25 protein-coding genes and 1 pseudogene are annotated in these 22,484 nt (G+C 75.4%); 19 read left to right on the top strand and 7 right to left on the bottom strand.

Annotated features, from left to right (window positions below; all coding sequences use genetic code 11):
- The first annotated feature begins 39 nt into the window (after positions 1-39).
- Genes def through ACI79Y_RS04805 form a run of 3 tightly spaced genes read left to right on the top strand, consistent with a single transcriptional unit; the run spans position 40 to position 2,947 of the window.
- Positions 40-597 (top strand): peptide deformylase, encoded by a 558-nt coding sequence (gene def, locus ACI79Y_RS04815; protein ID WP_457157380.1) that lies wholly within the window; start codon positions 40-42, stop codon positions 595-597.
- Positions 594-1,535 (top strand): methionyl-tRNA formyltransferase, encoded by a 942-nt coding sequence (fmt, locus tag ACI79Y_RS04810; RefSeq protein WP_457157492.1) that lies wholly within the window; start codon positions 594-596, stop codon positions 1,533-1,535. Before def ends, fmt begins: the two co-directional genes overlap by 4 nt.
- Positions 1,532-2,947, top strand: coding sequence for an RsmB/NOP family class I SAM-dependent RNA methyltransferase (locus ACI79Y_RS04805; RefSeq protein WP_457157379.1), 1,416 nt, complete (start codon positions 1,532-1,534; stop codon positions 2,945-2,947). The genes fmt and ACI79Y_RS04805 overlap by 4 nt, the downstream gene beginning before the upstream one ends.
- Positions 2,948-2,950: 3 nt before the next feature.
- Here the strand turns inward: ACI79Y_RS04805 and ACI79Y_RS04800 are convergent, their stop codons facing one another.
- On the bottom strand, positions 2,951-3,487 hold the full coding sequence (locus tag ACI79Y_RS04800) for a hypothetical protein (RefSeq protein ID WP_457157378.1): 537 nt from the start codon (positions 3,485-3,487) through the stop codon (positions 2,951-2,953).
- Positions 3,488-3,556: 69 nt separating this feature from the next.
- Between ACI79Y_RS04800 and ACI79Y_RS04795 the strand changes: the two genes are divergently transcribed.
- The gene (locus ACI79Y_RS04795) at positions 3,557-4,081 is read left to right on the top strand and encodes a hypothetical protein (protein WP_457157377.1); all 525 of its coding nucleotides are present in this window, start codon (positions 3,557-3,559) and stop codon (positions 4,079-4,081) included.
- Between the two features lie 106 nt (positions 4,082-4,187).
- Complete coding sequence (locus tag ACI79Y_RS04790) at positions 4,188-4,667, top strand: hypothetical protein (protein ID WP_457157376.1); 480 nt, start codon at positions 4,188-4,190, stop codon at positions 4,665-4,667.
- 20 nt (positions 4,668-4,687) lie between these two features.
- Here ACI79Y_RS04790 and ACI79Y_RS04785 read toward each other — a convergent pair whose 3' ends face one another.
- The 3 genes from ACI79Y_RS04785 to ACI79Y_RS04775 all read right to left on the bottom strand — a co-directional run bounded on the left by ACI79Y_RS04785 (position 4,688) and on the right by ACI79Y_RS04775 (position 6,936).
- Positions 4,688-6,166, bottom strand: a complete 1,479-nt coding sequence (locus ACI79Y_RS04785; RefSeq protein WP_457157375.1) for an aldehyde dehydrogenase family protein — start codon at positions 6,164-6,166, stop codon at positions 4,688-4,690.
- Between the two features lie 60 nt (positions 6,167-6,226).
- A complete protein-coding gene (locus ACI79Y_RS04780) occupies positions 6,227-6,358 on the bottom strand; it encodes a hypothetical protein (protein WP_457157374.1) in 132 nt (43 codons plus the stop codon).
- A gap of 278 nt (positions 6,359-6,636) precedes the next feature.
- Positions 6,637-6,936, bottom strand: a complete 300-nt coding sequence (locus tag ACI79Y_RS04775; RefSeq protein ID WP_457157373.1) for a DUF4190 domain-containing protein — start codon at positions 6,934-6,936, stop codon at positions 6,637-6,639.
- Between the two features lie 133 nt (positions 6,937-7,069).
- Between ACI79Y_RS04775 and rpe the strand changes: the two genes are divergently transcribed.
- The 8 genes from rpe (at position 7,070) to ACI79Y_RS04735 (ending at position 13,021) form a co-directional block, all read left to right on the top strand.
- Positions 7,070-7,735: a ribulose-phosphate 3-epimerase gene (rpe, locus tag ACI79Y_RS04770; RefSeq protein ID WP_457157372.1), complete on the top strand. Its 666-nt coding sequence runs from the start codon at positions 7,070-7,072 to the stop codon at positions 7,733-7,735.
- Positions 7,732-8,796, top strand: a complete 1,065-nt coding sequence (gene ribD / locus ACI79Y_RS04765; protein WP_457157371.1) for a bifunctional diaminohydroxyphosphoribosylaminopyrimidine deaminase/5-amino-6-(5-phosphoribosylamino)uracil reductase RibD — start codon at positions 7,732-7,734, stop codon at positions 8,794-8,796. Before rpe ends, ribD begins: the two co-directional genes overlap by 4 nt.
- Before the next feature lies 1 nt (position 8,797).
- On the top strand, positions 8,798-9,433 hold the full coding sequence (locus ACI79Y_RS04760; RefSeq protein WP_457157370.1) for a riboflavin synthase: 636 nt from the start codon (positions 8,798-8,800) through the stop codon (positions 9,431-9,433).
- The gene (locus ACI79Y_RS04755) at positions 9,430-10,710 is read left to right on the top strand and encodes a bifunctional 3,4-dihydroxy-2-butanone-4-phosphate synthase/GTP cyclohydrolase II (protein ID WP_457157369.1); all 1,281 of its coding nucleotides are present in this window, start codon (positions 9,430-9,432) and stop codon (positions 10,708-10,710) included. Before ACI79Y_RS04760 ends, ACI79Y_RS04755 begins: the two co-directional genes overlap by 4 nt.
- Positions 10,711-10,801: 91 nt before the next feature.
- A complete protein-coding gene (gene ribH, locus ACI79Y_RS04750; protein WP_457157368.1) occupies positions 10,802-11,326 on the top strand; it encodes a 6,7-dimethyl-8-ribityllumazine synthase in 525 nt (174 codons plus the stop codon).
- Positions 11,323-11,586 carry a phosphoribosyl-ATP diphosphatase gene (locus tag ACI79Y_RS04745; RefSeq protein WP_457065007.1) on the top strand — a complete coding sequence of 88 codons (264 nt, stop codon included), beginning with the start codon at positions 11,323-11,325 and terminating at the stop codon, positions 11,584-11,586. Before ribH ends, ACI79Y_RS04745 begins: the two co-directional genes overlap by 4 nt.
- 90 nt (positions 11,587-11,676) lie before the next feature.
- Positions 11,677-12,543: an ATP phosphoribosyltransferase gene (gene hisG / locus ACI79Y_RS04740; protein WP_457085221.1), complete on the top strand. Its 867-nt coding sequence runs from the start codon at positions 11,677-11,679 to the stop codon at positions 12,541-12,543.
- Between the two features lie 19 nt (positions 12,544-12,562).
- On the top strand, positions 12,563-13,021 hold the full coding sequence (locus tag ACI79Y_RS04735) for an SSI family serine proteinase inhibitor (protein WP_457157367.1): 459 nt from the start codon (positions 12,563-12,565) through the stop codon (positions 13,019-13,021).
- A gap of 42 nt (positions 13,022-13,063) precedes the next feature.
- On the opposite strand, the gene ACI79Y_RS04730 is transcribed toward ACI79Y_RS04735, so the two are convergent.
- Positions 13,064-14,116, bottom strand: a complete 1,053-nt coding sequence (locus tag ACI79Y_RS04730) for a DUF2877 domain-containing protein (protein ID WP_457157366.1) — start codon at positions 14,114-14,116, stop codon at positions 13,064-13,066.
- A 295-nt stretch (positions 14,117-14,411) separates the two neighbouring features.
- Here ACI79Y_RS04730 and ACI79Y_RS04725 point away from each other — a divergent pair, with 295 nt between their 5' ends.
- From ACI79Y_RS04725 to ACI79Y_RS04710, 4 genes and pseudogenes are all read left to right on the top strand, one after another.
- Positions 14,412-16,352 carry a PucR family transcriptional regulator gene (locus tag ACI79Y_RS04725; RefSeq protein ID WP_457157365.1) on the top strand — a complete coding sequence of 647 codons (1,941 nt, stop codon included), beginning with the start codon at positions 14,412-14,414 and terminating at the stop codon, positions 16,350-16,352.
- Between the two features lie 190 nt (positions 16,353-16,542).
- Positions 16,543-18,000 (top strand): uracil-xanthine permease family protein, encoded by a 1,458-nt coding sequence (locus ACI79Y_RS04720; protein ID WP_457157364.1) that lies wholly within the window; start codon positions 16,543-16,545, stop codon positions 17,998-18,000.
- Positions 18,001-18,261: 261 nt separating this feature from the next.
- The gene (locus ACI79Y_RS04715) at positions 18,262-18,915 is read left to right on the top strand and encodes an NUDIX domain-containing protein (RefSeq protein WP_457157363.1); all 654 of its coding nucleotides are present in this window, start codon (positions 18,262-18,264) and stop codon (positions 18,913-18,915) included.
- 326 nt (positions 18,916-19,241) lie between these two features.
- A pseudogene (locus ACI79Y_RS04710) lies at positions 19,242-19,922 on the top strand (SDR family NAD(P)-dependent oxidoreductase); the annotation flags it as partial.
- 3 nt (positions 19,923-19,925) lie between these two features.
- Here ACI79Y_RS04710 and ACI79Y_RS04705 read toward each other — a convergent pair.
- Entirely contained in the window at positions 19,926-20,321 is a 396-nt protein-coding gene (locus tag ACI79Y_RS04705; RefSeq protein WP_457157362.1) for an SRPBCC family protein, read from the bottom strand.
- A 9-nt stretch (positions 20,322-20,330) separates the two neighbouring features.
- Here ACI79Y_RS04705 and ACI79Y_RS04700 point away from each other — a divergent pair, with 9 nt between their 5' ends.
- Both ACI79Y_RS04700 and ACI79Y_RS04695 read left to right on the top strand, forming a co-directional pair.
- The gene (locus tag ACI79Y_RS04700) at positions 20,331-21,023 is read left to right on the top strand and encodes a hypothetical protein (protein WP_457157361.1); all 693 of its coding nucleotides are present in this window, start codon (positions 20,331-20,333) and stop codon (positions 21,021-21,023) included.
- A 100-nt stretch (positions 21,024-21,123) separates the two neighbouring features.
- A complete protein-coding gene (locus tag ACI79Y_RS04695) occupies positions 21,124-22,038 on the top strand; it encodes a DMT family transporter (RefSeq protein ID WP_457157360.1) in 915 nt (304 codons plus the stop codon).
- 7 nt (positions 22,039-22,045) lie between these two features.
- Here the strand turns inward: ACI79Y_RS04695 and ACI79Y_RS04690 are convergent, their stop codons facing one another.
- Positions 22,046-22,432, bottom strand: a complete 387-nt coding sequence (locus tag ACI79Y_RS04690) for an ArsR/SmtB family transcription factor (RefSeq protein ID WP_457157359.1) — start codon at positions 22,430-22,432, stop codon at positions 22,046-22,048.
- Positions 22,433-22,484: the final 52 nt, after the last annotated feature.

Genomic DNA, 22,484 nt, shown 5'->3' with positions numbered 1-22,484 from the left:
CCTGCGGGCGCCGATGGACCCGCCACCTACCATCGTCCGGTGAGCGTCACCCCGATCCGGATCATGGGCGACCCGGTGCTGCGCACCCCGGCCGCCCCCGTCGTCGACTTCGACAAGGAGCTCCAGCAGCTCGTCGCCGACCTGACGGACACGATGCACGCCGCCGGCGGGGCCGGCATCGCCGCGCCGCAGATCGGCGTGGGCCTGCGGGTGTTCACCTGGTACGTCGACGGCGAGGTGGGCCACCTGGTCAACCCCGACGTGACGCCGGTGGGCGAGGAGACCGAGGAGGACGCCGAGGGGTGCCTGTCCATCCCGGGCTTCCGCTTCGACTGCCGCCGCCACCTCCACGTCGCCGCCACGGGCTGGAACATGCACGGCGACCCGATCCGGGTGGAGGGCTCGCACAAGCTGGCCCGCGCCATCCAGCACGAGACCGACCACCTCGACGGTGTGCTCTTCGTCGACCGGCTCGACGCCGAGGCCCGCGAGGCGGCGCTGTCCGTGCTCGCCGACGCCGCCTGGCAGGGCGAGCAGGCCTACCTGCCCAGTGGTGAGCCGGTCCCGGCTCCGGTCGTGAAGGTGAGCCCCCACTGAAGCTCCTGTTCGCCGGTACGCCGGCGCCGGCCGTCGTCGCGCTGGACGCGCTGCTGGGTTCGCAGCACGAGGTCGTCGCCGTCCTGACCCGGCCCGACGCCCCCGCCGGTCGGGGACGCCGGACCAGCCGGTCACCGGTCGCCGAGCGCGCCGACGCCGCCGGCATCCCGGTGCTGCAGCCCCGGTCGCCGCGCGAGCCGGAGTTCCTCGACCAGCTGCGCGCGCTCGACGTCGACTGCGCGCCGGTGGTCGCCTACGGCGCGCTGGTGCCGCCGGCCGCGCTGGAGATCCCGCGGCACGGCTGGGTCAACCTGCACTTCTCGCTGCTGCCGGCCTGGCGCGGCGCCGCCCCCGTGCAGCACGCGGTCATGGCCGGCGACGAGGTCACCGGTGCGGCGACCTTCCAGCTGGAGGCCGGGCTGGACACCGGCCCGGTGTTCGGCGTCGTCACCGAGCCGATCGGCCCGGCCGACACCGCCGGCGACCTGCTGGAGCGGCTCGCGGTCAGCGGCGCCGGCCTGCTGGTCGCGACCCTCGACGGCATCGCCGACGGGTCGCTGCGCCCGGAGCCGCAGCCCGCCGACGGCGTCAGCCTCGCCCCGCGGATCGAGACCGCCGACGCCCGGGTCGACTGGACCCTCCCATCCCACGTCGTCGACCGCCGGGTCCGCGGCGTCACCCCGGCGCCGGGTGCGTGGACCACCTGGCGCGGCAACCGGCTGCGCCTCGCCCCGGTCGAGCCGCTGCCCACCTCGCTGGGCCTCGAGCCTGGTGAGGTCTCGGTCGGCCCGACCGGCGTGCTGGTGGGCACCGGCCGGGGGGCCGTGCGGCTGCGCGAGGTGCAGCCCGCGGGCAAGAAGATGCTCCCCGCCGCCGATTGGGCGCGGGGAGCCCGGCCGGAGCCCGGCGAGCGGCTCGGCGAGCAGGTCGGCGCGTGACCGGCCCGGCGAAGCGGGCCGGCCACAAGCGACGGAACGACCCGGGCACCGGCAACCAGCGCCCCCAGTCCCGGCGGCACCGGCCCACCCTGGACGGCGCCCGGCTGACCGCCTTCGACGTCCTCGAGGGCGTCTCCAGCCGGGACGCCTACGCCAACCTGCTGCTGCCCCAGCTGCTGCGCGAACGGCAGCTCGAGCCCCGCGACGCCGCTTTCGCCACCCAGCTGGCCTACGGCACGCTGCGCGCGACCGGCACCCTGGACGCCGTCCTGACCACGCTGGTGTCCCGGCCGCTGGCCGAGCTGGACCCGAAGGTCCTGGACCTGCTGCGGCTGGGCGCCTACCAGCTGATCGACCTGCGGGTGCCGGCGCACGCCGCCGTCGACACCAGCGTCGCCCTGACCCGGGCGATCGTCGGCACCGGCGCTTCCGGGCTGGTCAACGCGGTGCTGCGCAAGGTGGCCGCCGGCGGCGACCGGGCCGCCTGGGTGCAGGCACTCCAGCCCGCCGACGACGACGCCCGGCTCGCGCTGACCACCGACCACCCGCGCTGGATCGTCGAGGCCTGGCGCGATGCGCTCGCTGCCGCCGAGGAGGTCGAGCCGGCGCTGCTGGCCGACGACGCCGCCCCCGAGGTGCACCTGGTGGCGCGGCGGATCGACCGCGACCAGCTGGCCACCGAGGTCGGCGGCGAACCCGGGCCCTGGTCGCCGTACGCCGTCCGGCTGGGCTCCGGCGACCCCGGGCGGATCGCCGCCGTGCGCTCCGGCGCCGCCGCGGTGCAGGACGAGGGGAGCCAGCTGGCTGCCCTCGCACTGGTCCGCGCGCCGCTGGAGGGCCGCGACGAGCGCTGGCTGGACATGTGCGCCGGCCCGGGCGGCAAGGCGGGCCTGCTGGCCGCCGCCCGGCCCGCCGGGGTGCACCTGACCGCCGCCGACCGCGCGCCGCACCGCGCCGAGCTGGTGCGCGGCGCGCTGGCCGGGGCCGGCGACGTCGACGTGCAGGTCGCCGACGGCACCGCCCCGCCGTGGCCGGTCGGCTCGTTCGACCGGGTGCTGCTCGATGCGCCGTGCACCGGTCTCGGCGCGCTGCGCCGCCGGCCGGAGGTGCGCTGGCGGCGGACCGCCGACGATGTCGCCCCGCTGGCCGAGCTGCAGCGGCAGCTGCTGGACGGTGCGCTGGCCTCGGTGCGGCCCGGGGGAGTGGTCGCCTACGTGACCTGCTCCCCGCACGCGGCCGAGACGGTCGACGTCGTCGACGCTGCCGCAGGCCGGGACGACGTCGAGGTGCTGCCGGTGGCCCCGCTGTTCAGCGAGGTGCCCGGCATCGAGCGGGGCCGCTACGCGCAGCTGTGGCCGCACCGGCACGGCACCGACGCGATGTTCCTGGCACTGCTCCGCCGCACCCGCTGAGCCTCAGGCCGGCGGATCGGCCAGCCAGCGCCGGGCCTCGGCCAGGTTCCGCTCGTGCAGCCACAGCTGGACGCCGGTGAGCACCAGCAGTGCGCCGGAGAGCACCGCGAGCCGGGGGACGGCCGGGTCGGCCACCAGCGTCACCACCGTGACGACCGCGAAGAGCACGGCCACGACGACCAAGGCGGCGCGTTGCAGCCGGGCGCGGCGCAGCCGCTGCTGGGCTCGCGCCCGCACCGCGTCGGGGCGGGCCCAGCCGGCCAGCCGCCGGTGCCGGAGCGCGAAGTCCACCCGGGCGCCGTCGATCCGGGCCCCGCGGTCGCCCCAGCGCCAGACGGCCGCGCGGACCAGCACGACCAGCAGCAGCAGACCCCAGGAGACGGCCCCGGGTCCCTCGCCCAGCACCAGGAAGGCGTACAGCGCGGCGACCCCGAGCACGGCGGCCTCGACGGCGAGCCGGCGCCGGCGGTCCCAGCTGCGCAGCTCGGCCTCGCCCCGCCGGATGGCGGCGTCGTCCCGGGCGTCGCGGTTCCTGATCACCGGCGCACGGTATCGGCCGCTCGGCAAACCCCTCGCCCGGGCCGTCCCGTCGCACTAGCGTCCGTCCTCGTGCCGTGGCTGCCCGAGGAGTTCGCCCACCCGACCCGCGCCGAGTTGCCGACCGGAGAGCACCTGCGGCCGATGAGCGACGCCGACACCGAGATCGACCACCCGGCCGTCATGGGGTCGCGGGACCGACTGTGGACGATCTACGGCCCCGCCTGGGGCTGGCCGCCGGCGACGATGACCGTCGAGCAGGACCGCGCGGACCTGGCCCGGCACGCGCGGGAGATCGCCGCGCACGAGAGCTTCCTCTACGGGGTGTTCCCGCCCGACGAGTCCGAGCTGCTGGGCTGCGTCTACGTCGATCCACCGGAGAAGGCCGGCGACGCCGACGCCGAGGTCTCCTGGTGGGTCGTCGACCGGTTGGTGGGCAGTGACACCGAGCGGGCCCTGGACGAGTTCGTGCCCGCCTGGCTGGCCGCGCACTGGCCGCTGCGCCGACCACGGTTCGTGGGCCGCGACCTCACCTGGGCCGCGTGGATCGCGCTGCCCGACCGGGACGCAGCGGAGCCGGGACCCGACGCTGGGTGATCGCGCCCCGGTCCGCCGACGTCGCCCGGTTTCCCCGCGCGCCCGGACGGTCATGACCTGCAGCCACCGCCCCGCGGCCAGGGGTGGCGAGCGCACTGGGGGACGGGTGGCCGACGGGATCGACGTGCGGGTGCACCAGCACGACGACGTCGTCGTGCTGGTGGCGCGCGGCGACGTCCGCGGCGACCCCGAGTCGCTGCGCCGGCTGGTCGGGGTGGCGCTGCTCGCCCTGGACGACCAGCCGGCCGTGCTCGACGTCTGCGACCTGTACGTGCACCGGAGGGAGGGGCTGGCGGCCCTGCGGTGGCTGATCCGGGAGCGGCCGCCCGGTGCGCGCACCGTCGTCCTGGCGCGGACGGCGATGCGGCGGCACATGCACGGCGTCTTCGGCCGCGGCGTCGCCTGGTACCCGGCGGAGGTGCGGACGCCGTGGGTCGGCGTCGCCGCCGCGCTGTCGCACCACCGCCGCCACCTGCCGGCCGACCAGCGGAGCGATCTGGACCTGGACCAGCTGGTGCCGCTGCTGTGGGTGGCCGCCGAGCAGCGGGCGGCCGCCCGGGTGCGGCCGGCCCGCGGGGAGCGGTGAGCCCCCCGCGGGCCGTCGGCTCAGAAGGGGAACCGGCGCTTGGTGTGCTGCACGCTCACCCAGTGGTCGGTGGTGAACTCCTCGATCGCCCACTCCCCGCCGAAGCGGCCCAGCCCGGACTCCTTCTCCCCGCCGAAGGCGGTGTTGTTCTCGTCGTTGAGCGGGGAGTCGTTGACGTGGGTCATCCCGGCCTCGACCTGCAGGGCGAAGTTCACGCCGCGCAGCACGTCCTCGGTGAAGACCGCGCTGGAGAGGCCGTACTCGGTGTCGTTGGCGATCCGCAGGGCGTCGGCCTCGTCCCGGGCCTTGATGATGGTGGCGACCGGGCCGAACACCTCCTGCCGGGCGGTGGCGACGTCGTTGCTCCCCAGCAGCACGTGCGGGGGCAGGACCGACCCGATCGGACCGGTCGGGTCGCCGCCGAGCACCTGGTCGGCGCCGTCCTCGCGGGCCTGGGCCAGCATCCCCTGGATGCCCTCCAGTTGGCTGCTGTTGATGATCGGGCCGATCACGGTGTCGTCGTCGCGCGGGTCGCCGGCCTTCAGGTCGCGCACCTTCGCCACGTACCGGTCGACGAACTCGTCGTGCACCGAGGCGTCCACCACGATCCGGTTGGTGATCATGCAGACCTGACCCTGGTGGAAGAACTTGCCCCACGCCGCGGCGTTCACCGCGTACTCCAGGTCGGCGTCGTCGAGGACCACCAGCGGGCCGTTGCCGCCCAGCTCCAGGGAGAGCTTCTTCAGCCCGGCCTTCTGCGCGATGCCCTTGCCGACCGGGGTGGACCCGGTGAACGAGACCACCCGCGGGACGGGGTGCTCCACGATCGCGTCGCCGATGTCGCGGCCGGCGCCGATGAGCACCGACAGCACCCCGTCGGGGAGGCCGGCCTCCTCGTAGATCTTCGCGAGCAGCAGGCCGCCGGTCACCGGGGTGTCGCCGGCCGGCTTGAGGACGACGGCGTTGCCGGTGGCCAGCGCGGGGGCGACCGACCGGTTGGACAGGTGCATCGGCACGTTCCACGGGCTGATCACCGCGACCACGCCCACCGGGCGGCGGTAGACCCGGCTCTCCTTGCCCTCGATGTCGGCGGGGAGGATCCGGCCCTCCACCCGGTACGGGTAGGAGGAGGACTCGTGGAAGTCGCGCAGGGTGATCGCGTACTCGAACTCCGCGGCCGGGGCCGCGGCGCCGCTCTCCCGGATGTGCCAGTCGACGATCTCGTCCTTGCGGGCCTCCATGATCCGGGCCGCGCGGCGCATCACGTCGGCGCGCTCGCTGGGCAGCCGGGCGGCCCAGTCGCGCTGCGCCTCCTTCGCGCGGGAGTAGGCCTCGTCGAGGTCCTCGGCGTTGGCCAGCGGGATCTCGGTGAGCGTCTCACCGGTGTAGGGGTCGGTGTCGGTGGCCGTCTTGCCGGCCCGGCCGGCGCGCCAGGTGCCGGCGATCGGCATGCGGTCGAAGCCGTCGTATCGGGTGGGTGCTGGGGTGGCCGTCGTCATGTGACGGGTGCGTACCCGATCGTGCGCAATGGAACCCCGCAGGCCGGATCGTCGGCTCGGTCAGTAGTGCGGGTTGGTCCCGCCGTCCGCTGCACCCGCGGCCCGCGGGTTCTCCCGATGCCTCAGCTCCGCCATCCGGACGCCGCCGTGGTCCAGCCACCAGGTCGGCGGGTGCCCGGGCTGGGCGTCCATCGGCGAGAGCAGACAGTCCGCAGGCGGGTAGCCGGTCGGGTCCGCCTGCAGGGGATGCTGTCGGCGGTCTCGACCAGGCGACCGCAGTGCGCGGCGTCGACCAGAAGGGCCCCGCGTGCGGCGGCGTCCCAGATGTCGAACCGTCGGAGGCGGCCGCGTCCATCGACGCACACCGCCGCGAGCCGGGCCGCGACTCCGTCGGTCAGGCCCACGGGAGCGGCATGCCGCAGGACGGGCCAGCGGCGGTGGCCCGGCTCGCGGTCTCGACGCTCACCCGGTCAACTGGCGGCCAGGGCGCCGATCACGCCGTTCGCGATCGACAGCGCGATCGCCGCGTACCCGCAGAGGAGGCCGGTGAGGGCGAACCCGGCGCCGCTGGCGCCCTGCGCGGCCCGCGACCGGCCCTTGTGGCTGAGCACGACCGCGACGATGCCGAGCAGCAGGCTGGAGAGCAGGTAGAGGAAGGGCACCCAGAACGTGGCGGCGGCGATGATGCCGCAGACCATCCCGGCGGTGGCCAGTCCGTTCGACTGCTGGCTGCCGGGGGTCGTGTCGCGGTGCTGGCCGGTCTGGGACATCAGGACTCCTGTTCGTCGGTGGTCCTCCGGTGGGACTCCCCGTGATCGTGACGGTCGGTGACCGGAACGGCCGGGTCGACGAGGGGTTGTCGCCCGATCGGGTGACCGTTCCCGGTGCACCTACGATCACCCGGTGCCTCGGGAACCGATGATCGCGCCCAGCCTGCTGTCCGCGGACTTCGCCCGGCTGGCCGACGAGGTCCAGCGCGTGGCCGACGCAGACTGGCTGCACGTCGACGTCATGGACGCGCACTTCGTGCCCAACCTGACCCTCGGGCTGCCGGTCGTGCAGGCCATCCAGGCGGTCAGCCCGGTGCCGCTGGACTGCCACCTGATGATCGAGGCCCCCGAGCGCTGGGCGCCGGGTTACGCCGAGGCCGGTGCCCGCAACGTCACGGTGCACGCCGAGGCCTGCACCGACCCGCGCGCGGTCGCCCGCGACCTGAGGGCCGCCGGCGCCCTGGCGGGGCTGGCGATCAAGCCCGGGACGCCGCTGGAGGCCTACCTCGACGTGCTGCCGGACTTCGACACCCTGCTGGTGATGACGGTGGAGCCCGGCTTCGGTGGGCAGTCGTTCATGCCCGAGGTGCTGCCCAAGGTCCGGGAGGCCCGGCGGCTGGTGGAGACCGGGCACCTGGAGCTCTTCGTCGAGGTGGACGGCGGCATCAACGCCGACACCATCGAGGCCGCCGCCGAGGCCGGGGCGGACGTCTTCGTGGCCGGCTCCGCGGTCTACGGCGCCGACGACCCGGCGCGCGCCATCGCGGCCCTGCGCGCCCGGGCGGCCGACGCCCGGTGAACGCCGCCGAGGCCGCGGCGATGGCCCGCGCCCGGGAGCTCGGGCTCCGGGTGCTGGGCACGACGAGCCCCAACCCGGCGGTCGGCGCGGTCGTGCTGGACGCGGACGGCCACGTGGTGGGGGAGGGGGCGACCTCCCCACCTGGCGGCCCGCACGCCGAGGTGCACGCCCTGGCCCAGGCCGGCGAGCGCGCCCGGGGTGGCACCGCCGTCGTCACCCTCGAGCCGTGCGCGCACACCGGGCGCACCGGTCCCTGCGCCGACGCCCTGCTCGCCGCGGGCGTCGCCCGGGTGGTCGTCGCCGTCCCCGAACCCACCCAGATGGCCGGTGGCGGCGCCGAGCGGCTGCGCGCCGGCGGGGTGGACGTCGAGCTGGGCGCCGAGCAGGCCGCGGCCGCCGAGGGTGCCCTGGCCGGTTGGCTGACCGGCGTGCGCGAGCACCGACCCCACGTGGTGTGGAAGGTGGCGGCGACGCTGGACGGGCGGGTGGCCGCCGCGGACGGCAGCAGTCGCTGGATCACCGGCCCGGACGCCCGCGCCGAGGTGCACCGGTTGCGCGCCGGCTGCGACGCGGTGGTGGTCGGCTCGGGGACGGCGCTCGCCGACGACCCGCAGCTGACCGTGCGGGACGCCACGGGGAGCGACGCCGACCGGCAGCCGCTGCGGGTGGTCGTGGACCGCCGCGGCCGGCTGCCGGCGACCGCCCGGGTGCTCGACGGTGCGGCGCCCACGTTGGTCAGCGCCGCGGCGACCCCGGCCGAGCTGCTCGCCGAGCTGTTCGACCGGGACGTCCGCCGGGTGCTGCTGGAGGGCGGGCCGACGCTCGCCGCTGCCTTCCTCACCGCCGGGCTGGTCGACGAGGCGGTGGTGCACCTGGCTCCGCAGCTGCTCGGCGCCGGCGCCGGCATGGTCGGGGACCTGGGAATCCCCACGATGAGTGGAGCGCTGCACCTGCAGGTCCTCGACGTCACCCGCCTGGGCGGGGACGTGCAGATCCGGCTGCGGCCCACCCGGCACACTGACGGACCGGCGACGGACGGCCCGGACGCAGGAGGGAGCTGAGGTGTTCACCGGCATCGTGGAGGAGCTCGGCACCCTGGTCGCGCGCGAGGAGGGGCCGGACAGCGCCGTGCTGCACATCCGGGCGGCGCGCGCGCTGGACGGCGTCGCGCTGGGCGACTCGATCTCGGTCAACGGCGTCTGCCTGACCGTCACCGGTGTGACCCGCGACGAGGCCGACGGCACCGGCGTGTGGACCACCGACGTGATGGCCGAGACGCTGCGCCGCAGCAGCCTGGGTGCCACCGGCGTCGGCGACGCGGTGAACCTGGAGCGCGCGGTCACCGCGGCCACCCGGCTGGGCGGGCACATCGTGCAGGGCCACGTCGACGGCGTCGGCACCGTGGTGTCCCGCACCCCCGGCGACCACTGGGAGGTCGTGCGGGTCTCCGTGCCCGCCGGCCTGGCCCGCTACGTGGTGGAGAAGGGCTCGATCACCGTCGACGGCGTCTCACTGACCGTCAGCGCGCTCGCCGACGACGAGGGGGCCGACCGGCCCGAGCCGTGGTTCGAGGTCAGCCTCATCCCGACGACGCTGCGGGAGACGACCCTGGGCGACCGCGCTCCCGGTGACCCGGTCAACCTGGAGGTGGACGTCATCGCCAAGTACGTCGAACGACTGTTGGGGGCCCGCGCATGAGCTGGCAGCTGGACAGCGTCGAGGACGCCATCACGGCGGTCAAGAGCGGCCGGCCGGTCGTCGTCGTCGACGACGAGGACCGGGAGAACGAGGGCGACCTCATCTTCGCCGCCGAGCTCGCCACCCCCGAGCTCGTGGCGTTCATGGTCCGGTACACGTCGGGCTACATCTGCGTCGCGGTCACCGAGGCCGACGCCGACCGGCTGGACCTGCCGCCGATGTTCCGGGTCAACCAGGACCGCCGCGGCACCGCGTACACGGTCACCGTCGACGCCCGCGAGGGCGTGACCACCGGCATCTCCGCCGCCGACCGGGCGCACACCATCCGGCTGCTGGCCGCGGCCGAGACGAACGCCGCGGACCTCGCCCGCCCCGGGCACATCGTGCCGCTGCGGGCCAAGGACGGCGGCGTGCTGCGCCGGCCGGGGCACACCGAGGCCGCCGTCGACCTGGCCGTGCTCGCCGGGCTGCGCCCGGCCGGCGCGCTCTGCGAGGTCGTCAGCGAGAAGGACCCGGTGGGCATGGCCCGCGGTGACGAGCTGCGCGTCTTCGCCGACGAGCACGACCTGGCGATGATCTCCATCGCCGACCTCATCGCCTACCGCAAGCGCTTCGACAAGCTGGTCGAGCGGGTCGCCGAGGCGCGGGTGCCGCTGGGGCCGGGGGAGTTCACCGCGGTCGGCTACCGCAGCTCCTACGACGAGCGCGAGCACGTCGCCTTCGTCTACGGCGAGATCGGCGACGGCGAGGACGTGCTGGTCCGGGTGCACTCCGAGTGCCTCACCGGCGACGTCTTCGGCTCGCTGCGCTGCGACTGCGGGCCGCAGCTGCAGGCGGCGCTGGCCGCCGTCGCGCAGGAGGGCCGCGGCGTCGTCCTCTACATCCGCGGTCACGAGGGCCGGGGCATCGGCCTGCTGCACAAGCTGCAGGCCTACCAGCTGCAGGACTCCGGCGTGGACACCGTGGACGCCAATCTCGACCTGGGCCTGCCCGCCGACGCCCGGGACTACGGCACCGGCGCGCAGATCCTGGTCGACCTGGGCATCCGCACCATGCGCCTGCTGACCAACAACCCGGCCAAGCGCGCCGGGCTGGAGGGCTACGGGCTGAAGATCACCGGCCGGGTGGGGTTGCCCAGCCACGTCACCGCGGACAACCTGGGCTACCTGCGCACCAAGCGCGACCGGATGGGCCACCTGCTGGACATCATCGAGCCCGAGCCGGAGGGCGACGTGCCGACCCGACCGGCGCGGCGCGCCGACGAGCAGCCGATGTGACCGGTTGCCCCCCGGTCGACCGGCACACTGCACCGTCGTCACCGCGCAGCAGCGGCACACGCTCGCGCACCAGCACGTTCGAGGAGAGGTCATGAGCGGGTCCGGATCCCCCCAGCAGCAGCCCATCGACGCCAGCGGCCTGACCCTGGGCATCGTCGCCGCCACCTGGCACGGCGACATCGCCGACTCCCTGCTCGAGCGGGCGGTCGCCTGCGCGCAGGCCTCGGGCATCACCGCGCCGACCGTGGTGCGGGTCCCCGGCGCCATCGAGCTGCCGGTGGTGGCCCAGGCGCTGGCCGCCACCCACGACGCCGTGGTCGCCCTGGGCGTCGTGGTCCGGGGCGGCACGCCGCACTTCGACTACGTCTGCGACTCCTTCACCGCCGGGCTGACCCGGGTGTCGCTGGACGCCGGCAAGCCGGTGGGCAACGGCGTGCTCACCACCGAGGGGGAGCAGCAGGCCCGCGACCGGGCCGGCATGGACGACTCCGGTGAGGACAAGGGCTGGGAGGCCACCGCCGCCGCCCTGCAGACCGCGCTGGTGCTCCGCGACCTGCATGCCCCCAAGCACAGCACCGGCTTCGGCATCGACCCGGCGGGGGCGACCGGCGCGTGAAGTCCTTCGACGAGCTGTTCGCCGAGCTGAGCGCCAAGGTCGCGGCCGGCGACGAGGCCTCCGGCACGGTCACCGCCGTCCGCGACGGCGTCCACGCCGCGGGCAAGAAGGTGGTCGAGGAGGCCGCGGAGTCCTGGATGGCGGCCGAGCACGAGGGCGCCGACCGGACGGCGGAGGAGATCAGCCAGCTGCTCTACCGGGTGCAGGTGCTGATGCTGGCGCGCGGGCTGTCCCTGCAGGACGTCTACGCTCACCTCTGACCAAGGACCCCCTCGCCCCCCGACCCTCGCTCCGCTCGGGTCGGGGCCCTGCGAGGGGGCCGCTCCATCACGTCACCTAGGAGTCCCTCAGTGCTGCGCGTCGCCGTGCCCAACAAGGGCGTCCTCAGCGAACCCGCGGCCGAGATGCTGGTCGAGAGCGGCTACCGGCAGCGGCGCAGCACCAAGGACCTCGCGGTGTACGACCCGGAGAACGACGCGGAGTTCTTCTACCTCCGCCCGCGGGACATCGCCGTCTACGTCGCCGCCGGCACGCTCGACGTCGGGATCACCGGCCGGGACATGCTGCTGGAGACCGCACCGGCCGAGGGCGCGGGGCTGGCCGCCGTCGAGGTGATGCCGCTGGGGTTCGGGCGGTCCTCCTTCCGGTTCGCCAGCCCGGCGGAGTCCGACATCGAGCAGGTCGCCCAGCTGGAGGGGAAGCGGATCGCCACCGCCTACCCCGGCCTGCTGCAGCGGTTCCTCGACGACAACGGGCTGAAGGCCGGGGTGGTCAAGCTCGACGGCGCGGTGGAGACCGCCTGCCGGCTGGGTGTGGCCGACGCCGTCTGCGACGTGGTCGAGACCGGTACGACCCTGCGCGCCGCCGGGCTGCGGATCATCGGTGAGCCGGTGCTGGCCAGCGAGGCGGTGCTCGTCCGCCGGGCGGGCGCGGAGGAGATCCCCCAGGTGGCGCAGCTGATGCGCCGGCTGCGCGGCGTGCTGGTCGCCCGGCAGTACGTGATGCTCGACTACGACTGCCCCAACGACCTGCTCGCCCGGGCCACCGAGGTCACCCCCGGCCTCGAAGGGCCGACGGTCAGCCCGTTGCAGACCGAGGGGTGGTCCGCCGTGCGGGCGATGATCCGCCGCGAGGAGACCAACCGGGTGATGGACGAGCTCTGGGAGGTCGGCGCGCGGGCGATCCTGGTCACCAGCATCGCCGCCTCCCGCATCTAGCACGGGCATGCTGGGCGGCATGCGCCGCGCCCTGCTGATGCTGCCGTTGCTCCTGCTCGCCGCCTGCGCCACCGGGTCGGACGGCGGGGCCGCCCGGTCCCCGGCGCCGAACTCGGCAACGCCCACCGACGACGCCGCCGGGGGCGGGATCAGCCGGGCGGACAACGACCTGGTGATCGAGGTCGACCCCGGCGAGGGCGCCGAACCGGCCCGCTACACGCTGACCTGCGTCGGCTTCGTGGAGGGTGACCTCCCCGACGCCGAGACGGCGTGCGCGCACCTGGAGGGCCTCGACGACCCGTTCGCACCGGTGCCCGCGGACGCCATGTGCACCCAGCAGTACGGCGGCCCGCAGACCGCGCGGATCACCGGCCTGTGGGGCGGTGACCCGGTCGACCTGGAGCTGTCCCGCACCGATGGCTGCCGGATCGCCCAGTGGGACCGGCTCGCGCCGCTGCTGCCCACCCCCGTCGGCTGAACCCCGCCGGCCGGACCGGGGCGGGCCCGGCCCGGCCGCCGGTCAGCGCCGGGTGGTGCGGTCGACCAGGTCGATGGCGGTGCACAACCCGAGGGACATCGCCCGGCCACTGGTCGAGCCGGTCGCCAGCAGCGCCGCGATCGCCGGGGCCAGGGCGCCGTCGCCGACCAGCCCCCGCAGCACCGCGGCGTACTCGCCGCTGACCTGACCGGCCGCGGCGTGCCGCAGCAGGGCCCGGGACAGCTCGGTGGTCCGGCCCGCGGCCAGCGAGGTGACCCCGGCACCGAACCGCTCGGCGGCCGGGTGCCCGAGCAGGACCAGCCCGGCGGTCAGCCCGGCCAGCACGTCGTCGCCGGCCGGGGTGAGCCCGGGGCCGAGCCCGACCAGCCGGGTGGCGGTGCGCAGCGCGGCGTCGAGGTCGGCCCGGCGGACCGCCCCGCGGAGCGCGGCGAGCGGGCCGCTGGGGCCGGTCGGCAGGCCCGGGAGGGAGAAGGCGCTGTGCGGCACGCCCTCGCCGTAGAGGGCGGTGCGCAGCTGGCGGACGCCTTCGGGCAGCAGCGCCGGGCGTGCGCTGGGCAGCTTCGGGCGGGGATCCCACCAGGCGGCCGCGCTGACGGTCAGGTCGCCGACCACCAGCCGGCCGCCGCCGACCCGCGCGGGCGCTCCGGTCGGCACGGAGACGAGGGGCCGGCCGTTGGCCGGCCGGAAGAGCACGCACCCCAGGGGCAGCCGGGCGGCATCGGAGGTCAGCACGCCGACGACGTCCGGCCCCGAGGACGTGGGCACCGTCAGGTACACGGCGGCGGGCACCGACAGCAGCACCCGGGCGGAGCGGACCGGGCCGCGCAGCAGGTCGGCCACCCCGGTGCTGGCCTGCGCGGGCACCGCGGTGCCCCCGGACCGGGGGAGGGGGAGCGCGGTGGTCCGGGAGCCGGATGGCAGGTGGATCGTGGGGACCCCGGCCCGGGCCGCCCGTCCCGACCGGGTGGACGGTGCGGTCGCGGTCGCGCCGCGTGCCGTCCTGCCGTCCGGTCCTCTGGTGTCCGGAGTCCCGGCGTCGCCCTGCCCGCCGGTGCTCTCGTCGATGGTGCGCATGTGGCCCTCCACCCGTGCGGTCGCCGGGAGGTGGCTGGCATCGCCGGCCCCGTCCCGGTGTGCTCATCGAGGGCCGGAGAGGAGTGCTGGCCCCGCTGGGATGCGGGGACGGCCTACCATCCGACCCGGGACACAGGACCGGGCCACGAACCCAGGTGGCGCGCCGTCCGGCTCTGTATGGCGATTCTCGCCAAGGTTGGCTTCTGGCGTCCAGGGACGTCTGACAGGATTCTCGTCGGATCGGGAAAGACGGGGCGCATTGGGGGTACACAGAGTGACTGAACGTGAGGCGTCCGTGACATACGCTGCGAACAGCGAGCGGACGGCTACTTTCAGTGCCGCTTCGGCGTCCATCGAGCCGGTGCTCTCGCAGCTGCCGCCCTCCGATCGCACCGCCCTGCAGGACAGCATGGGCCTCACCGTCGACCAGCTCCTGCAGCTGCCGGGACTGGCCGGGGCGCTCGTCGTGGGTGGCGCCACCGGCACCCGACGGATCGTCCGGCACGTCGAGGTGCGCGACCCCGGTGACCTGGAGACCGCGGCCGGCCCGGACGTGCTCGTCGTCCTCTCCGCCCGGCTCCCGCAGATCGACGCCGCGCAGTGCCGCGCCCTGATCGAGGGGCTGCACCGCGGCGGCAGCGGCGCGCTCGCCTTCCGGTCCGAGGGTGGGCCCGGGGCCCCGCAGGGTGAGCTGCCGGCGGAGCTGTTGGCCGAGGCCGACCGGCGTGGCCTCCCGGTCGTCGCGCTGCCGGAGCCCACCCGGCGCGACGAGGTCGTCGCCGAGGTGCTCGGGGCGATCATCGACAAGCAGACGCAGGCGCTGAGCCTGGCCAACCGGATGCACAACCAGTTCATCGACGTGGCGCTGTCCGGCGGTGGGCTGGCCGAGGTGACCGTCCAGGTCTCCACCTTCCTCGCCGGGGCGGCCGTGCTCGGGCTCGGACCGGACCGCGAGGTGGCCACCAGCGCCGGCCCACCGGACGAGGTCGCCGAGATCCGGGACTGGCTGTGGCTGCTCGACGCCGCCGCCGACGACGCCTTCGCCGACCTCACGCCGTCGCGCCGCCTGTCGGGCAACCGTGCCGACCAGGGCGCGGTCACCCCGGCCGACGTGTTCGCCGGCGCCGACATGTCCCCGGCCGACGGCATCCTGCTGGTGCCCGGCCACCACGAGCTCCCCGGCGGGGTGGGGGAGTACGCCGTCGCCCCGATCATGGCCGGCGAGCAGCGGCACGGCTGGCTGGTGGCGGTCAACCGGCACGGGCCGATGCTGCTCGGTGCCGGGGCGGTCCTCGAGCAGGCGGCGGTCATCGCGGCGCTGTCGGAGATCCGCTCCCAGGCCGTGCACTCGGTGGAGCTGCGCTTCCAGGGCGACCTGGTGCGCCGGCTGGTCGGCGGCTCGTTCGGGCACACCGAGCGGGCGCTGGCCTACACCCGGTCCTTCGGTTGGCGGCTCGACGGCCCGGTCATCGTGCTGGTGACGGCGACGGAGACCGTCGCCGACGCCGGCGCCGACCCCACCCGGGCGCTGGACGTGCTCGACCGGCTCGCCGACGGCTGGCGGGCCGCGATCGACAGCGAGGTGGCCGGGGCCGCCGTCGCCGGGCTGGCCACCGAGATCGTCACCGTCCTGCCGCTGGACGGCCGGACGCCGGAGGAGCTCTCCGCGCTCGTCACCGCGGTCACCGCCCGGGTGAACGCCCGGCTGCGCCGGGTCGGCCGGCTGCTGGGCACCGGGATCGGCCGGCCGGCGGAGTCGCTGTCGGCGCTGGGCGAGGCCTACCAGCAGTCGCAGCGCGCGCTCGTCGTCGGCCAGGAGATCCACGGTGGGCACGCCGTCACCCACTTCGACCAGCTCGGCGTGTTCCGGCTGCTGTCGCTGATCCCGGACAGCAGTGAGCTGCGGTCCTACGTCGACGAGGTGCTCGGCCCGCTGGCCGACTCCGCCGACGTCGACTCCAGCGACCTGCGCGAGACCCTGCGGGTGCTGCTGGAGACCAACCTCAACGTCGCCGAGTCCGCCCGCCGGCTGCACTTCCACTACAACACGATGCGGTACCGGATCGGCAAGCTGGAGCGGCTGCTCGGGCCCTTCACCACCGACCCGACGTTGCGGCTGAACCTGCTGCTGGCGCTGCACGCCGCGCGCATCCGCGGCCTCGACCAGCCGCACCGGCCACCGATGGAGGGCCTGGCGGCCGCGGTGCTCGACGACGGGCTCGACCTGCTCGCCTGAGGTCGCCGGACCGCCCTCGGCGTTGCGGTCCCGGGTCGCCGGCGTTACGTCTCGTCGCGGCGTGTCCCATCCGGCACGCCGCAACGGGAACGTGACCACCGGGGGCTGGTGCAACGCCCCCAGCGTCTGCCACTGTGCGATCCCTCAGCGCTGAGCTACTTCGCTCGGCGGGTGGATCGAGGAGGACCGAATGGCGTTGGGCTGGAAGCTGCACGGGGACGGCAAGGCCCCGGCACTGGGTGAGGCGGTGGCGCCCGACGAGCGGCTGTCCTGGCCGCTCACCGTCGGGATCGGCGCACAGCACGTGGTGGCGATGTTCGGTGCCACCTTCGTCTTCCCGCTGATCATGGGGCTGGACGCCAACCTGGCGATCATGATGAGCGGGATCGCGACGATCATCTTCCTGCTCATCGTGCAGGGGAAGGTGCCCTCCTATCTGGGCACCAGCGCCGCGTTCGTCGGTGGTGTCGCCGCGGTCCGCGCCCAGGGCGGGGACAGCTCCGACGTCGTCGGCGCGATCCTGGTCTCCGGCGTCGTGCTCGCGCTGGTCGGCCTGCTCATCCAGCGCGCCGGCGTGGTCGTGGTGAACAAGGTGCTGCCCCCGGCGGTCACCGGCGCCGTCGTGCTGCTGATCGGCTTCAACCTGGCGCCGGTCGCGGCGGGCCTGTACTGGCCGCAGGACCAGTGGGTGGCGCTGGCCACGATGGCGTTCGTCATCGTGGTGTCGCTGGCGCTGCGCGGCTTCTGGGCCCGGATCTCCATCCTGCTCGGCCTGGCCTTCGGGTACCTGCTCTCGCTGCTGCTGGACACCTTCTCCCAGGCGGTCACCTACGACGAGGCGGGCGTCGGCACGGCGCACGACCGGGTCGACCTCAGCGGCATCGGCGAGGCCTCCTGGTTCGGGCTCCCCGACCTCACCGCGCCGTCGTTCTCGGTCAACTTCTCGCTGCTGGTGCTCCCCGCGGTGATCGCGCTGGTCGCGGAGAACGCCGGCCACGTCAAGGCGGTCGGCGAGATGACCAAGCGCGACCTGGACCCGGTGCTCGGCCGGGCGGTCTTCGCCGACGGCGCCGCCACCGTGGTGGCCACCTCGGTCGGCGGCTCGCCGACGACGACCTACGCGGAGAACATCGGCGTCATGGCCGCCACCCGGGTCTACTCGACCGCGGCCTACTACGTCGCGGCCCTGGTCGCCATCCTGCTGGGTCTGGTGCCCAAGTTCGGTGCCCTCGTCAACGCGACCCCGGCCGCCGTGCTCGGTGGGATCACCGTCGTCCTCTACGGGATGATCGGCCTGCTCGGCGCCAAGATCTGGAAGGAGAACCGGGTCGACTTCGCCAACCCGATCAACCTGGTGCCGCTGGCCGCCGGGATCATCATCGGCATCGGCGACGTCCAGCTGCGGTTCAGCGAGGAGTACTCCATCGGCGGCATCGCCCTCGGCACGATCGTCGCGGTGGTCGGCTGGCACGTCGCGCGGGCGCTCGCACCGGCGGAGATGAAGGACGCGCTGTACCAGGAGGGCGGCTTCGCCGCCGGCACCGGCCCGGCGCTGGGCACCACCGGCAGCCACTCCACCGACGGCCGGGCCACCGACCCCGGCGGCCCCGACCCGTCCGACGTCGACCGGATCAACCGGAGCCGCTGATCCGCTCGCCCACCGGCCCGGAGGTACCGCCCCGGGATCAGGTGACCTGATCGTGGGGGGGGGGGGGGGGGCCGGGCCGCGCGCGCGCCGCCCGCCCCCCCCCGCGCCCCCCGCCCCCCCGCGCCGCCCCGCCCCCCCCCCCGAGCCCCCCCCCCCCCCCCCCCCCCCCCCCCCCCCCCCCCCCCCCCCCCCCCCCCCCCCCCCCACGGTGAGCCAGGAGGCGCCGCCGGTGGCACGTCCGACCGCTGTGAGAGGAGACCGATGACCGCAGGGATCGACACCCCGGACCGGCGCGGCCGCACCGGTCTGGACCAGGTCGGCCGCGATCTGATGGGCAACGACGCCATCCGGGTGCGCGAGGTCGAGCTGCTGTCCAGCGACTGGTACGTGCTGCGCAAGACCACGTTCGAGCAGCGCCACCGCGACGGGCGCTGGACCACCGAGACCCGGGAGACCTACGACCGGGGCAACGGCGCCACCGTGCTGCTGTACGACGTCGAGCGCCGCACCGTGCTGCTCACCCGTCAGTTCCGCTTTCCCGCCTACGTCAACGGCCACCCCGACGGGCTGCTGCTGGAGACCGCGGCCGGGCTGCTGGACAACGACGACCCGGTGACCGCCGTCCGGCGGGAGGCCGAGGAGGAGACCGGGCACCGGGTCGGGGAGCTGGCCCACGTGTTCGACGTCTTCATGAGCCCGGGCTCGGTGACCGAGCAGCTGCACTGCTACGCCGGTCCCTACGACGCGGGCACCCGCACCGACGCCGGCGGTGGGCTGGCCGAGGAGGGCGAGGACATCGAGGTCGTCGAGCTGGGCTTCGACGACGCCCTGGCCCGGGTCGGCACGGACATCGTCGATGCCAAGACGATCCTGCTGCTGCAGTGGGCGGCGCTGTCGGGGCCGTTCGCCCGCTGAGCGGGTGCGCAGGGCAACGGGTTCACGCGTGAGCCGGGCCGGGCCGGGGCACAGGCCGTCCGAGGCCGCGCCCGGCGGCTCCGAGGAGGCACGCATGACCGAGTCCGCCCGCCCGCTGCAGGGGAAGGTCGCCCTGGTCACCGGGGCGTCGTCGGGGATCGGCGAGGCGACGGCGATCGCGCTCGCCGAGGCCGGCGCCGCGGTGGCCGGGGGGGGGGGGGGGGGGGGGGGGGGGGGGGGGGGCGGGCGCGGGGGGGGGGGGGGGGGGGGCGGGGGGGGGGGGGGGGGGGGGGGGGGGGGGGGGGGGGGGGGGCGGGGCGGCCGCGGCCGCCCCGCCCGCGGCCGCCGGCCCCCGGGCCCCCCCCCCCCCCCCCCCCCGGGACCGGCTGGACGCGCTCGCCGAGCGCATCGGTGGCAGCGGTGCCCGGGTGCTCACCCTCGACCTCGACGTCACCGACGAGGCCCAGTGCCGGACGGCGGTCGAGCACACCCGGAGCGAGCTCGGTGGGCTGGACGTCCTGGTGAACAACGCCGGGGTGATGCTGCTCGGCACGATCGTCGGCGCGGACCCCGAGGACTGGCGCCGCATGCTGCAGACCAACGTGCTCGGACTGATGTACATGACGCACGCGGCGATCGAGGGCATGGTCGAGCAGGGCTCCGGTGACGTGGTCAACGTCAGCAGCGTCGCCGGTCGCACCGCCCGGCTCGGCGCCGGGGTCTACAACGCGAGCAAGTGGGCGGTGAACGCCTTCAGCGAGTCGCTGCGCCAGGAGGTGACCCAGCGTGGGGTGCGGATCGGCCTGGTCGAGCCGGGTGCCGTCGCGACCGAGCTCTCCAGTCACATCACCCAGGAGGACGCGCGACGGCAGTCGCAGGAGATGGCGCAGGGCATGCGCACGCTGGACCCGGAGGACATCGCCCGCGCCGTGCTCTACCTGGTCACCCAGCCGCCGCACGTGGCGGTCAACGAGGTGCTCGTGCGCCCCACGGACCAGCAGCGCTGACCCTCACCCCTGCTCGAGCACCCGCTGCAGGGTGGCGAGGTCGGCGGTGACCGCCGCGGCGTCGGCCTCGAACGCGGCGTCGTCCGTGCCGGGCCGGCGGCGCAGGGTGAACACCACCTCGCAGCGGTCGCCGTCGGCCAGGACCCGCAGCGGGTTGGACACCGTCGTGCGGTCGGGCAGGACGACGTCGTGGTCGAGGACGCCGGAGGGGTTCTCCGGCGCGAACCGGACGACGACCCGGCCCATCGGCGACTCCGCCACCCACTCGCCGGCCTCGTGCCGGATGCCGGCCGCCAGCCCGGCCGCCCACTGCGGCAGGTGTGCCGGGTCGCGGGTCCACGCGTAGACCTCCGCGGCCGGCCGGTCGATGTGCACGGTCAGGTGCCGGGACTCGCTCATGCCGGCATCGTGCCGCAGCCCACCGACTGGAAGGCCACGATCACCTGCGGCAGGTTCGTCGCCGTGACCGACGACGACCGCCGCTGGGCCGAGGCGCTGTCGGTGCTCGAACGGGCGCCGAGCGCGGACACCCGGGACCGGCTGCGTCGCGCACGGTTGCTCCGCTGGTCGTGGGCGCTCGCCGTCGCGGTGCTGGCGCTGGCCGGGGGGCTCCTCCTGGCGGTGCTGGCCGGCGATGAACTGGTGCCCGACCCCGGACCGTCCGGCGGCTGGGCCGCGGCCGGCCTCGTCGTCCAGGGCGCCGGCCTGGCGGTGATGGTGGGCTACCTGCTGGTCGCGTGGCGGGCCGGGCTCTTCCGGCTGGCGTGGTGGCAGACGCAGCCGACCAGCGTGCTCAGCCCGACCCAGCGGCGGAGCCTGCTCGCGCAGGTCCGGGGCCGCGCGGAGGTCGACCCGGCGCAGCTGCCCCTGGCCAGGGACCTCGCGCAGCGGCTGGTGCTGCAGCGGCACCAGGCACTGCTCGCCGTCGGCGTCGTCGTCCAGCAGGTGGGGCGCGCGATCGGCGCACCGACGCGGACGAACCTGGTGATCACGGTGCTGGCCGTGGGGGTCCTCGTCCTGGTCGTCGTGCTGGTGTGCCGGGAGGCCGGGCGCGCGCAGCGCTTCCTCACCGAGCACCCGGCTCCCGAGTCCGGGGTCTGACCGCGTCGATCCCGCCATCGTCCGGCACGCGACGGCCAACGCGGGTGCGACGTCCGGAAACCGCCGGATCCCGTCGGTGCCGGGACCTAGCTTCTGTGGCGTGCCCGCTCCCCGCGCCCCGCTGGTGCTGCTCGCCGTCACCGTCACCGTGCTCGCCTGGGCCTCCGCGTTCATCGGGATCCGCGCGGTCGGGGAGGACCTCTCGCCCGGTGCGCTGGCGCTCGGCCGGCTGCTCGTCGGCGCTGCGGTCCTCGGCCTGCTGCTGGTGCGGCGCGGCTGGGTCCGGCCGACGCCGGGGGAGTGGCGGCTGCTGCTGGTCTGCGGCGTCGGCTGGTTCGGCATCTACAACGTGGCGCTCAACGCCGCCGAGCAGCACCTGGACGCCGGGACGACGGCGATGCTGGTCAACATCGGCCCGCTGCTGATCGCGCTGCTCGCGGGGGTGCTGCTCGGCGAGGGGTTCCCGCGCTGGCTGATGGTCGGGCTCGCCGTCGCCTTCGTCGGGGTGCTGCTCATCGGCCTGGCCACCCGGGAGTCCGGGGCCGACCTGGCCGGCGTGCTGCTGTGCCTGGTCGCCGCGGTCACCTACGCCGGTGGCGTGGTGGCGCAGAAGCCGCTGCTGCGCCGGCTGCCCGGGCTGCAGGTCACCTGGACCGCCTGCGCCATCGGTGCGATCTGCTGCCTGCCCTGGGCGGGGGCGCTCGTCACCGACCTGGGCACCGCCCCGGCGTCCTCGATCGCGGGGATGCTCTACCTGGGCGCGGTGCCGACGGCGATCGCGTTCAGCACGTGGGCCTACGCGCTCTCCCGGATGGACGCCGGCCGGCTGGGCGTGACCACCTACCTGGTGCCGCCGCTGGTGGTGCTGATGGGCTGGCTGCTGCTCGACGAGGTACCGCCCGCGCTCGCGGTGATCGGCGGTGTGGTGTGCCTGGCCGGGGTGGGCGTCTCCCGCCGGCGCGGCCGGGTGGGCCGCCCGGTGCCGGTGCCGCAGGAGACGGCCACGACCGGCTGACCGGCCGTCAGGCGGTGGGCATTCCGATGCCGGGCAGCGCGGTCACCACGGCGTCCATCGCACCGGGCACGAGCGAGTAGTACGCCCACACCCCGCGCTTGTCCCGGGCCAGGAAGCCGGCGTCGACCAGCACCTTGAGGTGGTGGGAGACCGTCGGCTGGGACAGGCCCAGCGGCTCGGTGAGGTCGCAGACGCACACCTCGCGGCCCGCCCCGGCGGCGACCAGGGAGAGCACGCGCAGCCGGGCGGGGTCGGCCAGTGCCTTCAGCGTGCGGGCCAGCTCGCCGGCGCGTGCGGCGTCGAGGCCGGCGCCCAGGGGGACCGGCGCGCACCCGGGGGCCGACGAGGGCAGCACGTCGAGGGTCAGCGAGGCCGGCGTTCCGCTGGTGTTCACCCGGCCAGTGTCGCGCCCGCATTGACGCCTGTCGATCCCTTGGGGCAGAGTC

This window comes from Modestobacter sp. SYSU DS0875 (genome assembly GCF_054050915.1).
This window is presented reverse-complemented; position numbering and strand designations above follow the sequence as displayed.